This window comes from Ilumatobacter sp. (genome assembly GCF_041688325.1).
In the GTDB taxonomy this organism is placed as follows: domain Bacteria; phylum Actinomycetota; class Acidimicrobiia; order Acidimicrobiales; family Ilumatobacteraceae; genus Ilumatobacter_A.
In genome coordinates this window covers 1-13,280 of the sequence record NZ_JBDNIJ010000299.1, presented here as the reverse complement: position 1 = coordinate 13,280, position 13,280 = coordinate 1, and the positions used below count along the sequence as shown (strand labels likewise).

Annotated in this window: 15 protein-coding genes; 8 read left to right on the top strand and 7 right to left on the bottom strand. The window is 61.7% G+C overall.

What is annotated here, in order from left to right; all coding sequences use genetic code 11:
* The 3 genes from ACH2EI_RS15780 to ACH2EI_RS15770 all read right to left on the bottom strand — a co-directional run.
* The coding region (locus ACH2EI_RS15780) for a lycopene cyclase family protein (protein ID WP_395160741.1) at positions 1-651 on the bottom strand (651 nt) is incomplete at its 3' end.
* An 11-nt stretch (positions 652-662) separates the two neighbouring features.
* Positions 663-857 (bottom strand): hypothetical protein, encoded by a 195-nt coding sequence (locus ACH2EI_RS15775; RefSeq protein ID WP_395153473.1) that lies wholly within the window; start codon positions 855-857, stop codon positions 663-665.
* Positions 854-1,087, bottom strand: a complete 234-nt coding sequence (locus tag ACH2EI_RS15770) for a hypothetical protein (protein WP_395153474.1) — start codon at positions 1,085-1,087, stop codon at positions 854-856. Before ACH2EI_RS15770 ends, ACH2EI_RS15775 begins: the two co-directional genes overlap by 4 nt.
* A 159-nt stretch (positions 1,088-1,246) precedes the next feature.
* On the opposite strand from ACH2EI_RS15770, the gene ACH2EI_RS15765 reads away from it, so the two are divergent.
* Positions 1,247-1,624 carry a DoxX family protein gene (locus tag ACH2EI_RS15765; RefSeq protein ID WP_395153475.1) on the top strand — a complete coding sequence of 126 codons (378 nt, stop codon included), beginning with the start codon at positions 1,247-1,249 and terminating at the stop codon, positions 1,622-1,624.
* 54 nt (positions 1,625-1,678) lie between these two features.
* On the opposite strand, the gene ACH2EI_RS15760 is transcribed toward ACH2EI_RS15765, so the two are convergent.
* From ACH2EI_RS15760 to ACH2EI_RS15750, 3 genes are all read right to left on the bottom strand, one after another.
* Entirely contained in the window at positions 1,679-2,017 is a 339-nt protein-coding gene (locus ACH2EI_RS15760; protein WP_395153476.1) for a DoxX family protein, read from the bottom strand.
* A 63-nt stretch (positions 2,018-2,080) separates the two neighbouring features.
* Positions 2,081-3,028: an oxygenase MpaB family protein gene (locus ACH2EI_RS15755; RefSeq protein WP_395153477.1), complete on the bottom strand. Its 948-nt coding sequence runs from the start codon at positions 3,026-3,028 to the stop codon at positions 2,081-2,083.
* Between the two features lie 137 nt (positions 3,029-3,165).
* Positions 3,166-3,768: a LuxR C-terminal-related transcriptional regulator gene (locus tag ACH2EI_RS15750; protein ID WP_395153478.1), complete on the bottom strand. Its 603-nt coding sequence runs from the start codon at positions 3,766-3,768 to the stop codon at positions 3,166-3,168.
* Positions 3,769-3,951: 183 nt separating this feature from the next.
* Between ACH2EI_RS15750 and ACH2EI_RS15745 the strand changes: the two genes are divergently transcribed.
* From ACH2EI_RS15745 to ACH2EI_RS15715, 7 genes are all read left to right on the top strand, one after another.
* Positions 3,952-4,824, top strand: coding sequence for a YitT family protein (locus tag ACH2EI_RS15745; RefSeq protein ID WP_395153479.1), 873 nt, complete (start codon positions 3,952-3,954; stop codon positions 4,822-4,824).
* Positions 4,825-4,862: 38 nt separating this feature from the next.
* On the top strand, positions 4,863-5,177 hold the full coding sequence (locus ACH2EI_RS15740) for a co-chaperone GroES (protein ID WP_395153486.1): 315 nt from the start codon (positions 4,863-4,865) through the stop codon (positions 5,175-5,177).
* A gap of 3 nt (positions 5,178-5,180) precedes the next feature.
* Positions 5,181-6,770, top strand: a complete 1,590-nt coding sequence (gene groL / locus ACH2EI_RS15735) for a chaperonin GroEL (protein WP_395153480.1) — start codon at positions 5,181-5,183, stop codon at positions 6,768-6,770.
* Between the two features lie 64 nt (positions 6,771-6,834).
* Positions 6,835-8,706, top strand: coding sequence for a potassium transporter Kup (locus ACH2EI_RS15730; RefSeq protein ID WP_395153481.1), 1,872 nt, complete (start codon positions 6,835-6,837; stop codon positions 8,704-8,706).
* A gap of 338 nt (positions 8,707-9,044) precedes the next feature.
* Positions 9,045-9,443: a heavy metal-responsive transcriptional regulator gene (locus ACH2EI_RS15725; RefSeq protein WP_395153482.1), complete on the top strand. Its 399-nt coding sequence runs from the start codon at positions 9,045-9,047 to the stop codon at positions 9,441-9,443.
* Between the two features lie 77 nt (positions 9,444-9,520).
* On the top strand, positions 9,521-11,842 hold the full coding sequence (locus ACH2EI_RS15720; protein WP_395153483.1) for a heavy metal translocating P-type ATPase: 2,322 nt from the start codon (positions 9,521-9,523) through the stop codon (positions 11,840-11,842).
* Positions 11,839-12,045 (top strand): heavy-metal-associated domain-containing protein, encoded by a 207-nt coding sequence (locus ACH2EI_RS15715; protein ID WP_395153484.1) that lies wholly within the window; start codon positions 11,839-11,841, stop codon positions 12,043-12,045. The genes ACH2EI_RS15720 and ACH2EI_RS15715 overlap by 4 nt, the downstream gene beginning before the upstream one ends.
* Positions 12,046-12,055: 10 nt before the next feature.
* Here ACH2EI_RS15715 and ACH2EI_RS15710 read toward each other — a convergent pair whose 3' ends face one another.
* On the bottom strand, positions 12,056-13,156 hold the full coding sequence (locus ACH2EI_RS15710; RefSeq protein WP_395160739.1) for a L,D-transpeptidase family protein: 1,101 nt from the start codon (positions 13,154-13,156) through the stop codon (positions 12,056-12,058).
* Between the last annotated feature and the right edge of the window lie 124 nt (positions 13,157-13,280).

Genomic DNA, 13,280 nt, shown 5'->3' with positions numbered 1-13,280 from the left:
GTAGAAGAACGCCGTGGCATCAAGCTGGTCCGTGTCGAAATCCATCAACGTCACGACCTGGGGGTCGAAAACCGGGTATTGGGTGCGAACCTCCCAACCACCAAAGTGCTGCCGCAGTGGATGACGGATGCGGGTGGCGTTGTCCGAAGGACACAACTGCGTGCTTTGGACCACGAGTGGCGCATGAAGTTCGCCTTCGAGGAGCTCGACGACTCCGACGTTGTGATCGTCACGAAGACCGATGATGTCTTGGGCGACGAATCGGATATTGGGCCGACTGGCCGCCTCACCGAGTATGGCTGAGTCGTAGTCCCGCTGTCGGACTCGGTGGTAGAGCCGCTGGCCCGACTGCGATGTGACCCTACCCGTTTGAAATCGGCCCGTTTGAAATCGGCCCTTTTGGAGTCGGCCGATGGTCTCCCAGCCTGGGAACCGGACCCTCAGGTGGTCCCAGCTGCGGTCGGCGAGGTGGGCGAACGGGGCGTCCTGCGTTCCCCAGAATGCCCAGGTCCGATCGTCACTGACCTCAAAGTCACGATCGATCACGATCACATTCCGGTGTTCGTTTGGCCGTTGCATGACCTGCCACAGCGCGCTCAGCCCAGCGCAGCCAGCTCCGGCGATGATCAGATCAGCATCGAACGTGGCCACAGTCTCACTGCCTAGAAGTCGGCGCGGATGATGTCTCGCGTCGGCAGATCGCCTTCAGGATCTCCTGCATCGCCAGCCGATTTCAGAGCGAGTCCTGGACTCGTCTTGATCTGTTGCTTGGTCAGCTGCAGCCCGCCAGCAATCACCGTCCCGTAAACGGTGAGAAAGAAGACGAGGACACCGATGCCGAAGATGACGACGGTCACGAGCTGACCTTCTCGTGCTCAGTAACGGGGACCGAATCTCTGGCCGACGCAATAATGAGCGTGCCCAGAGAATGGATCGACGGGACCCAGAGACCGACGAAGATGCCGGCGCTTTCTTCGCCGAGGACGAAGTACAGGTACACCGAGAACAGGAACGACATGAAGCCGGCCACCAGAAACGGGAGTTTGAGCCGAAAGTCCGGCGGGAGGTTGCTGAACTGGAATTTCACGAGTTGATCTTTTCTCACTAGTAGGTTTATCACACTTTAGCATGAATAAAAGTGAACGCAAGAACCGATCTCGGCGACGGTGACCGCTGTCGTTGTGGAGGGCGCACAAACGCCGAGCTCGGGAAGGCCTATAGATCTGCGGTGGCCTAGGATCGTGGTATGAAGATCGTCGGCCGAATCGCCCAGACAGTTGCAGCACTCTGGATCCTGAACGTCTGGTTCAACAGATTCAATAAAGACACGGGCTACCGCGGCGGCGGGGCGACCAACATGCAAGAAGAGTTCGAGGAATACGGTTTCTCGAAAAACCAGATGTACGCCGTCGGAGCGGCCAAGGTCAGCCTGGCGACCCTCATGCTGGCCGGGCACGCCGTTCCCAAGCTAGTCCGCCCGGCCTCCACTGGCCTCGCAATGTTCATGGTCGGAGCAATCGGCATGCACATCAAGGTCAAGGATCCCATTAAGCGTTCGATGCCAGCGATCACCGTCCTGACCCTGTCGACCGTGTCTGCGCTCCTTGCTGACGGACGCGACTAACCACAACACTCGCCGTTATTCAGGTCGCCGTCACTCAGGTCGCGGCCACTCAGGTCAGTGCGTGACGAACAGGTAGACCAGCGTCGCGTTCAAAATGGCGAGGGTGCCCGCAGGCACCATCAGTCGCGGTGCGTCGCGAATTTTGTAACGAGCAGCAAGCCCGAGCAACATCATCAGTGTGAGCCCACCGGCCGCAGCGGCTCCCAATGGAGCCACGAAGATCCCGAGAGCGACTCCGGCAGCGCCCACCAGTTGCATCGAACCGACGAAAACCCGAATTTTGGGCATGCCGTAGCGCTCGAACTCGCCACGCGGCGGATTGGCGAAGAGCGTCTCGCCCCCGTAGTACAAGAACGCCAGTGCCGAGGTGGCGGCGAGGGTCACCAGGAGCATGCGAGAGCTGACTGTATGACCGTCGGTGACATGTCGTTGCTGAAGTTGTGCACTCGGTCGCAGTCAGTCTGGGGTTTCGGGCCGGCCGATACGTGCCGCGCGCACGATTGCAGCGGCACCCTCTGGAAGGGGCTGCCGAAACAGGCCGGGTGGCACGGGCGCTCCGGCCCTGACGAGCGCCAGATGCCAGGACGGCGACGATCCGAGTGTCCAGCGAAGGCTGCGAACGACAGAACCGCCCAAGCGGGATCGTGCCCGCGACGGGTGCAGGTCGAGAATGTCGGTAATCCGTTGAGGAATGGTCGACACTGCTGCATCCGAGAGTGGTCTGTAGCCCAGCTTGACGCCCAGCGGGAGCGGTGGATTCCTCAGGAATGCAGTGGCGTTGGCCTGGTCGTCTGAAGCGCACAGTGCCGGATGGTCAGCAACCCACTCCGAGAGTTCGTTCGCTGTGAGTGGAAGGGGCGATGCTCCGAGGAGGGCCCCGATCGTGGCCTGCTCGGTGACGAACTGATCGGCTTCGAGGACTGAAAGTCGCTCGGGGCCGAAGGTTTGGTAGGCCACCAAAAACGATTCGGTCAAAACGTTGTGCACCCAAGCGGCCAATTCGGGGTGGGCGGCGCTATACGGCTCGCCCCGTGCAGATTCGCCGCGGACAGGACGATGTGCTGAACGCACCTCAGCCACGGCGGCTTCCACCTCGGGGCGGGAGCCGTAGGTGGTCTCGGTGACGTAGAACGATGTTCGGTTGAGCCGTCCGAATGGGTCGGTCCGGTAACGAGAATGCTGCTCGACACCGGCAACGACCTCCGGATGGGCGGCCTGAACGAGCAGCGCTCGGATCCCACCGACAAACGCGGCCGTGTCACCGATGACGCGCCACGAAATGGAGTCGGGGCCGAGCAAGCCCTGGTCGCCCTGGTAGTCCAGGGTGTTGGCAAGCGGCGTTGGGCCGTGCGAAAACAGCGATGTCGTGGCGGAGACGACTTGGTCACGGATGTAATTGATCATGGTGTCAGAAGAACGTTGCGCAGAAGCAAGATAGTGATGGCCCCGGTGACGTGCTTGATCGTTGTCGAGTCTTTCTTCATTGAGACTTGGGCGAGTTCCGGTCGACATGACCGCTTGCGGCCAAAAAGGCGCACTGCCTATTGGGCGCGGCTGTTTCGATCGCTCACCGTGAGGCCGAGCCGTGCTGCAGCGGCGATTGCCGCCGACCGGTTCTGGACACCGAGCTTAATGTAAGTGTTCTGAAGGTGGCGGCGCACGGTCCGCTCGCTGTAGTTCAGATCTCGCGCAAGGTCGACGATGGTCCGCCCGGAGGCAACAGCGCGAAGCAGTGTCATCTCTGCTTCGTTGAGATCAGAGCGGGGCTGTTCGCGTTTCGCGAGCACAGCAAGGTTTTGGGCTGCTTGGCGTGGCAGCAGCACCTCGCCATGTACGGCGGCTGTGACGACGTCCGCCGTGATCGCGCTGGGCATGTCGACATAGACCACCCCAGATGCGCCGCTGCTCAGTGCGCGGATGTAGCCATCGAGGTCGAGCGTCGGAACGACAGCAACCACCACACAATGAGGGTCGGCAGAGAGTTCTTCGAGTAGCTCCCAACGCCCCGTGTCGTCGCAGTGCAGGACTGCGACCCACACTGCACCGAGCTCAGGTGGGCCCTGTTCGAAACCGCAGTGCGCGAGTTGCGCGAGCACCGCCTCGTTGTAGGCGATGAGCCCGCCAAAGATCTCCACTGCCGTCACAGGGCGACGCTACCCGCAACGCCGGACTTGTTCTGACGAGATGCCCGCTTCCAGACAACTGGTTGACCAGACCCCGACAACCACGTCCCGCCGCAATTGAATCACGGGGAAGACTCCGAGACTTGACGAGTGGAAGTGCGGGCATGGAGACAAAATTGGCGGCAAGTCGTTCAGCGCGTCGGCGTGAGTCGGCATTCCGCTCTGAGCACCGTTCAGGGCATCACGACCAAGGCTCCTCCATCGGTCGCTGTCCAGTTGATGTCGCTGATCATCGGCTCAAGCCTGATCGGGATCGCCGTGGCGCTCTTGGTCGAGGCACGCCTCGGGTTGGCCCCCTACGACGTGTTGGCCTCCGGCTTCAGCCAGCGCGGCCATCTGTCGCTTGGTCAAGCCAGCTGGGTGATCGCTGGCGGTCTGACACTGGCAGCAATCCTGCTCGGGCGCCGGCCCAGCAGATGGGGAATCGCCTACATGTTTCTTAATGGCTTGGCGATCGATGCAGCGAGCGGAATCCTGCAGGAACCTGCGTCGATGGCGCTTCGAATCGCATTCGTTCCGGCCGGGATTCTGATCATGGTTGCTGGCATCAACGTCGTGCTCCACTCAGGCACCACAGGCGGTCTGTTTGAGCTACTCGCCGCTGCGGGCGAGGACAGCGGTGTGAGCGCCGTAAAGGTTCGCTACGGCCTTGGCGCCGGCGTCCTAGTGTCGGGGGTTGCCCTCGGAGGTTCGTTCGGGCCGGCAACAGTTGTCGACGGAGCTGTGATGGGCCTCACGATCATGACCGGGAATCAGGCTCTCGCCGATCATCGCCGGGGCCGCGCCGTGCGATCCAAGGACGAAGTGCGCATCGCACGAGAAGTACGTCGGAGCGGATTGCGCATCATCGACTCCCCGCAGACCTCCACCGTCGAATGCGACCGCCCGAAGGCTCCCGCCATGCGGAGGCCGATCATGCAGGTCGCCAGCTCGACACGCACGACCACCCAGCTGCGAGCACTTGCTGCGACTCCACGAGCAACTGCCTCCCGTCCACCCAAAACGCCAAGATCTTGACAATGGCTACCGCCACGACGACCCGACCGCCTTCCACCGTGTCGACGACCAATATTCAGCCTCTTGACGATCATTTGCTGGTCCGCCCAAACGATCCCGAAAGATCTACGGCCTCCGGTCTGGTCATCCCCGACACCGTCATGGAAAAGCCTGATCAGGGCACTGTTCTGGCCGTCGGGCCCGGACGCCGTTCTGAATACACTGGCGAGCGCCTGACACTCGACATTGCGGTCGGTAGCACGGTGGTGTTCGCGAAGTTTCGCGGCACTAAAATCCGAATCGACGGTGAAGACCTGCTGATCCTGACAGAGCAACAACTCCTTGCAACGATCACTGAGAACGGACAGAAGTAGACCATGGCCAAACAACTTGCGTTCAACGAAATTGCCCGACGTGGACTGGCCAGAGGAGTCAACTCCGTGGCCGACACTGTCAAGGTCACGCTCGGTCCCAAGGGCCGAAACGTCGTGTTGGCCAAGCGGTGGGGCGCACCGACGATCACCAACGACGGTGTCACCATCGCCAAAGAAATCGACCTTGTCGACGCGTACGCCAATATGGGCGCCCAGTTGATTAAGCAGGTTGCGATGGGCACCAACAACGTCGCAGGCGATGGAACCACCACAGCAACGGTGTTGGCCCAGGCATTGATCACCGAAGGACTCCGCAACGTCGCTGCTGGGGCGAACCCAATGGCGCTCAAGCGCGGCATCGAGGCCGCAGTGACCGCCGCGGTTGCAGCGATCGGCGACTTGGCTGTTCAAGTCGACAACCAGTCCGATATTGAAAACGTCGCAGCTATCTCCTCTGCCGATCGCCACGTCGGGCAACTCCTCGCCGAGGCGTTTGAGCGGGTTGGAAACGATGGTGTGATCACGGTGGAGGACTCCAATACCTTCGGGCTTGATCTCTCCTTCACCGACGGCATGCAATTCGACAAGGGCTACTTGTCGCCCTACTTCGTGACCGATCCAGAACGTATGGAGACTGTCCTTGAGGACCCATACATCCTGCTCTACAACGGCAGGATCGATGCCCTTCGTGATCTCCTCCCCGCACTCGAGATGGTGGCGAAAGAGAACAAGCCGCTCCTGATCATCGCGGAAGACATTCAAGGCGATGCCTTGGCCACCCTGGTCGTCAACAGGATTCGCGGCACCTTCACCTCGGTCGGTGTCAGAGCACCAGGGTTCGGCGACCGCCGAACCGCCATGCTCGCTGACCTTGCGATCGTCACCGGAGCTGAAGTCATCAGCAGTGAAGTTGGCCTCAAGCTCGACTCCGTCACGCTCGATCTTCTTGGTACCGCCCGCAAGGTGATTGTCACGAAAGACAGCACCACGATTGTGGAAGGTGCGGGCGACCCCGTCGCGGTTGCGTCACGAGTCGCGCAGCTCAGGACCGAAATCGACATCACCGACTCCGACTTCGACCGTGAAAAGCTTCAGGAACGGCTTGCGAAGCTCGCTGGCGGGATTGCGGTCCTCAACGTTGGCGCAGCCACTGAGGTCGAACTCACTGAACTCAAAATGCGCATCGAAGATGCAATCTCAGCAACGCGTGCTGCGATCGAGGAAGGCGTTGTGCCCGGCGGCGGTACAGCGCTACTGAGGCTCCGCGATGCAGTCGACCGTGCCGCTGCGGCAATGGATGACCCCGACGAGATTACTGGCGCACAGATCGTCTCGAAGGCGCTGGCAGCCCCTGCTCGTCAAATCGCCATGAACGCCGGCTATGACCCCGCAGTCGTTGTTGCACAGGCCGAGCGAGAGCTCGGCGCAGTTGGTTTCAACGCTGCCACGGGCGACTTCGAAGACCTCACCGAGGCCGGGATCATTGACCCGGCAATGGTCACCCGTGCCGCGCTGCAGAACGCTGCGTCGGTTGCGGCTCTGATCCTCACGACCGAGTGCATCATCTCCGACAAAGAACCGGCAAACGGCTGAGAAGCTGTAGCTGTTTGCGTCAACGTCGTCATCGATCACCAGTAGCTTGCCGGAGCGTACAAAAGTGAATACTCGTCAGTCAGGCCGGTTCGCCTTGGCGTTCGGGACACTCGGGATTGTGTTCGGCGACATCGGCACCAGTCCGATCTACGCATTTCGTGAATCGTTCGAGGTGTCACAGATCGAAGTGACTCAGGCGACCGCCTACGGCGTTGCATCGGTCGTGTTCTGGTCGCTTTTAATTGTTATTTCTGCCAAGTACCTGTTCTTGGTGATGCGCGCCGACAACCACGGCGAGGGTGGCATCTTGGCCCTCACGGCGTTGGTGATGCCGTCGCGAGACACGCCGCCCTCACGGCAAGCAGCTGCGATTGTTACCCTCGGGGTCTTCGGAACAGCGCTGCTGTACGGCGACGGTCTGATCACGCCGGCCATCTCGGTGCTCTCGGCAGTCGAAGGTTTTGAGGTGGCCACAACAGCCTTCTCGAGCTTCGTGATCCCGGTGTCCATTCTGATCCTGGTCGCGCTGTTCGCTGTGCAACATCGCGGGACCGCCGGCATTGCCCGAGTGTTTAGCCCGGTGATGGTTGTCTGGTTCGGTGTCCTTGCGACCCTCGGTGCCCGCCAGATCGCGAAGCATCCCGACGTGCTTAAAGCAGTGTCGCCGACGTACGCGATCGATTTGTTTGTCAGTCATCCGTTGCGAGCATTCTTGGCGCTTGGGTCGATCTTCCTCGTCGTCACCGGCGGCGAGGCGCTCTATGCGGACATGGGCCATTTCGGTCGAATCCCGATCACGCTGTCGTGGTACGGGATGGTGCTTCCGAGCCTTCTGCTCATCTACTTCGGTCAGGCTGCGCTCCTCGGAAACGGGAACGGCGAGATCGGCAACCCGTTCTACGACATGGCGCCGAGATGGGGCGTTGCGCCGCTCGCCGTGCTCGCGACGTGTGCGACCGTGATCGCGTCGCAGGCGCTGATCTCTGGAGCCTTCTCGCTGACGGCTCAGGCTGTTCAGCTCGATTACTTTCCTCGTCTGGCAATCCGGCATACGTCTCCGCACCACGTCGGCCAGGTCTACGTGCCGTTGGTGAACTGGCTGCTGATGATCGGCTGTGTGGCGCTCATTCTGATTTTCAAGACGTCGAGTGCATTGGCTGCGGCGTATGGCATTGCGGTCACGACGACCATGCTGATTACGACGTTGATCTTCTTCCGCCTTGTGCGGGATCGGTGGGGTTGGTCGCGCGGCAAGGCCCTCGTCGTGCTGGTCCCATTCATGGTGGTCGATGTTGCATTTCTCTCGGCGAACGTCCCGAAGATTCCAGCGGGCGGCTGGCTTCCGTTGCTTGTCGCTGTCGTGCTTGTCGTGCAGATGACAACGTGGCGTCGCGGACGCGAGCTGGTCAAGAATCGCTTGCAGGAGTCGAACCGGACGCTCGCAGATGTGATCGCTGATGCTGAGCGCGAAGGCGTCAGTCGGGTGCCGGGCACTGCGGTCTATCTGTTCCGCGATCACGGGAACGTGCCGCCAGCGCTCGCGGCAACCGTGCGGCACCACCGGGTGTTGCACGAGCAGGTCGTACTCGTGTCGGTCGAGGTGGCCGATGAGCCCTACGTCGGCGCCCGCAAACGTGCGCATCGGATCAACCTCGCCGGCGGTGTCGTTCACGTGAAGATCACGTTCGGGTTCATGGACGAGCCGGATGTCCCGGCGGTGCTCGGCGCGCTCGAGTTCCCGCATTGCGAATTCGACATCAACGAAGTGACCTACTTCCTCGGTCGCGAGTCCGTAACGGCTGGCAACTTGCCGGGGATGCACCCGCTTCGTGACGAACTCTTTGTGCTGCTCCATCGCGGTGCGGCGAGCGCGGCGCGATTTTACCACCTGCCGCCAAGTCAGGTCATCGAGGTCGGTGCGCAGATCGAGTTGTAGAGCTCGCTCTCCCTGCCGAGGCGGCAGCGTTTCCGGGCAGCCGTCGCTCGCCAGCTCACCGATCGTGATGTCGTTTCGGTCAGACTCATCGATCCTCGACGCTGCCGCAGCAAGGATCTTCTCGAGCGACAGGTCACGGCTTGTCATGCATGGACCGCAACCGAAGAGGTCTCACGTGGAATGAAACAGATGCGTCGGTGTGCACCCGTCGGAACTGTTGCGTGCGAGTTCTTGTGTGCAATTTCCTGTGTGCGAATTCCCGCCCGACTTGGCGGATTCACTCGGGAGTACAGTTGGCAGCAAGGTTGTGCGGATGTGACTCCGATACCTTGATCAGTATGAAGATTGGAGAACTCGCGAACACTGCCGGGGTCACCACCAAGACCATTCGGTATTACGAGTCGATCGGCGTGCTCGACGAACCAGCCCGAACGGGATCGGGGTACCGCTCCTACGGACCTGCCGCGATTGAGCGCCTCGACTTTGTTCGGCAAGCCCAGTCGTCGGGTCTTGCGCTCGCCGAGATCCGGTCGATCCTCGAGATCAAAGACCAGGGCGGCCAAACGTGTGAGCACACCACCTCGCTGCTGCGGCGGCATCTCGATGAACTTGATGCCAAGATCGTGGAACTGCAAACCGCCCGGGTCGAACTCCAAGCGATGTACGAGCGTGCCGGTTCGCTCGATCCCGCCGAGTGCACCGACGCGAACCGCTGCCAGATCATCACCGCTGAGTAACCGTCCATCGCGTGTGACGGACGTCGCTTGACCTTGCCCTTGACCTTGCCCTGGACTGGAAGGCATACGTTGGCCTTATGACCGATCAGCTCGCCGCCCGCGAACAGACTCTCGACTTGGACGTCGACGGCATGACCTGCGGCTCGTGTGCAGCTCGGATCCAGAAAACACTCGCCAAGCAACCCGGGGTGTCCAGCGCCGAAGTGAACTTCGCGACCGGCCGAGCTGTCGTCACCACCGTTCCAGGGTCCACCTTCGACCCGGCCCTCCTCGTCGACGCCGTCAAGAAGGCTGGTTACGAACTCATCGACATCGCCGCTCGAAACGACGTCGCGTCGGGCCCAACCGCTGCCGAACGTGCCGATCAGGCTGACGCCGATGAGGCGCAGCATCGGGCGCTGTGGCTCCGACGGGCCGTGATCTCGGCACCGGTTGCCTTGTTCATGGTGTCGACCATGCTGTACCACGACGTCGCGATGGAGAACACGTGGTTGCGATGGTTGCAGTTCGCGCTCGCGATCCCGATCCAGTTCTACGTGGGTTGGCCGATCCTCGTCGGCGCCGCACAACGCGCCCGTCACCTGACGGCGAACATGGACACCTTGATCACGATGGGCACGCTTGCGGCGTTCGCGTTCTCGACGTACCAGTTGTTCACCGGCGGGATGGAGCTGTACTTCGAAGCCGCCGTGGTGATCATGTTCTTCATCACACTGGGCCGGTACCTCGAAGCCCGTGCAAAGGGCCGGGCCGGCAAGGCATTGCGAGCCCTGGTCGAGTTGGGCGCCAAAGAAGCGCGCCTCGTTCGCAATGGCGTCGAGGAGATGGTGCCGGTTGAGTCGGTGCAGGTCGGTGATCTCGTCAAGATCCGGCCCGGCGAGAAGGTGCCCGTCGATGGCGAAGTCGTCGACGGTGCAAGCGCCGTGGACGAGTCGATGCTGACCGGCGAATCGCTCCCCGTCGACAAACAATCAGGCGACAAGGTTGCAGGCGCCACGGTCAACACCTCCGGTGTCCTCACCATCCGGGCGACCGCGATCGGCTCGGAAACGGCACTTGCCCAGATCGTCAAACTCGTTGAAGATGCCCAGACCGGAAAGTCCGCAGCGCAACGTTTGGCTGACCGCATTTCGGCGGTGTTCGTCCCGGTCGTGATGGCGATCTCACTGCTCACGTTCCTCGGCTGGACCGTTATCGGCCGCAGCGTCAGCGACGGCGTGTACGCCGCAGTTGCAGTGCTGATCATCGCGTGCCCGTGTGCACTCGGGTTGGCGACGCCGATGGCGATCATGGTCGGCACCGGCCGCGGGGCGCAGCTCGGCATTCTCATCAAGTCTGTCGAAGTGCTCGAACGGACGCGACGCATCACCACGGTGGTGTTTGACAAGACCGGCACCCTCACCGAAGGCGCCATGTCGGTGACCGGCATCGTCACAATCGATGGGACAAGCGAAGCCGACCTCATCGCCCGGGCGGGCGCCGTCGAAGCTGACAGCGAGCATCCGATCGGCCAGGCCATCGCCGACGCCGGGAGGGAAGCGCACGGTTCGCTCGACGCGGTTACCGAGTTCGAAACCATCATTGGGCACGGCATCCGTGCCGACGTCGACGGCACGACCGTGTGGGTCGGGCGCCGCGAACTCGCCGCTCAGGCCTCGCTCGAACTGCCCGGCTGGCTCGACGACGAAGCGGTCAAGCTCGAAAACCAGGGCCGGACCACCGTGTTCGCCGGCTGGGACGGCGAGGTCCGCGGTGTCATCGCGGTCGCCGACACCCTCAAGGCGTCAGCAATCGACACCGTAAAAAAGCTGCACGAACTCGGCTTGACCGTGGCGATGATCACGGGGGATAACGCTCGCACCGCTCAGTCGATCGCCGATGCGGTTGGCATCGATCGAGTCATCGCCGAGGTGCTCCCGCAGGACAAGCAACTTGAAGTGCAGCGGCTCCAAGATGCTGGCGAGATCGTTGCGATGGTTGGCGACGGTGTCAACGACGCACCCGCACTCGTCCAAGCCGACCTCGGCATTGCCATCGGCACCGGCACCGACGTCGCCATTGAGTCCAGCGACCTCACACTCATGCGCGGCGACGTCGCCGGCGTCGTCACGGCGATCGAACTCTCCCGACGGACGTACCGCACCATCGTGCAAAACCTGTTCTGGGCGTTCGGCTACAACACCATCGCTATTCCGCTGGCGGTGTCCGGCCTCCTGAGCCCGCTCATTGCGGGTGCGGCGATGGCGTTCTCGTCGATCAGCGTCGTCCTCAACAGCATCCGGCTTCGCCGGTTTGCACCTTCCGACGCTCATCAATTTCAGCCAGCCGACGGGGGTTCGCACCTCCGTCCGAGCGTGACCAGCGCCCTTGGCCAACACCAATCCAGGAGATCCCCATGACCGATTCTGCAACCACCACGTACTCCGTGCCCGAGATTTCTTGCGGTCACTGCAAATCCACGATCGAAGCTGCCCTCCAAGGTCTCGGTGGCGTCGCTCGCGTGGATGTCGACATCGACGCCAAGACCGTCACCGTTGACGGCGGAGACCGCGACTCGATCGTTACCGCCATCGAAGACGCCGGCTACGACGTCGCCCAGTAAGCCGGCCCCTCTACACGGTCGAGGTCGTCGTGGCGATTGGCTCCGTTGTTGTTGGCGGAGCCGTCGTCGTAGGAGCCGGCACCGTTGTCGTCGTGGTGGTGCTCGTGGTCGGCGGCACCCAGTTCGGGTCCGGGTAGTCGAAGATCATGGACTGAGCGCCGTACGTTTCGGGTTCTTCGACACCGTCAAACACGTAGATCATGTCGTTGATTTCGATGAGGTCGGGCAGGTACTCAGCAATGTGCATCGGGTGACGCACGCAACCGCGCGATGCTGGGTAGTCCGGTACGTTGCCCGCCCCGTGGATAGCGATCCCGTAGTTGAAGTAGACGGGCTGGTACAGCCGGCCGAGCTTGGCGTTGCGCCAACCGTCGACCTTGCGTTCGAAGTGGAACACTCCGCCGGGGGTGAGCGATATCCCGCAGATCCCCTTTTCTTCTGTCGTGCCGTCGTCGAGGTCGATCTCGACGACGTCGCACCACTCGATGTTCTCACCGGACGACACGTGGCTGATGACGCGAGCCTCGCCGTCCTTGAACAGCACCGAAACCTGTTCGGGGAGGTATACCTCCATGTGAGTGCCGCCCGGACTTCGGCGAGGGGCGACGCGCACGTCGCTGTTCATTTGCCTCCAGATGTCAGGCGTGACGACACCGCGCACCTCGGTGCGCGGCGTGCCGAGCACGATCTTTTCGAACGCCCAAACGGCGCCCACGGTTGCGCCACCGAAGATGCCATCGATGGGCCCTGGGTCGAATTGCAGACCAGCGAGTGCTGCTTGCACCGCCTGTACTTCGTTGCCGACCATCCCCTGGCCGAGATCCCGAGTGAGTTCGGGAACCCTTGTCGGCAAGGTTTTTGCCACGACCGGTTGCGCGGGTTGGGCTGGTTCGACTGGTAGCAGCAGCAATTGCAACGGACTCGTTTCGCCGGTCGTGTCGACCGGCGGCAGGCCATCATCGTTCGACGATTGACCAGATGAATACGACGCATAACCCACCGTCGTTGTCGCTGCGAGACCGGCGAATAAAAGATGTCTGCGCGTGAATGTCGGCTTGGAACGGTGTTCGTCGCCGAAGTGCGATCGGGCGCCGGGCCGAGGATGGTCCACGTGTCACATACTACGTTGTGTCGTATCTTGGGCGACTTCAGCTCGTCGAGTTTTCATGAGGCGTATTTCGTGAGTTCGAGAAGGTTCTCGTTGTTGATAATCGCAACCGGCTGACCTCGTCGGC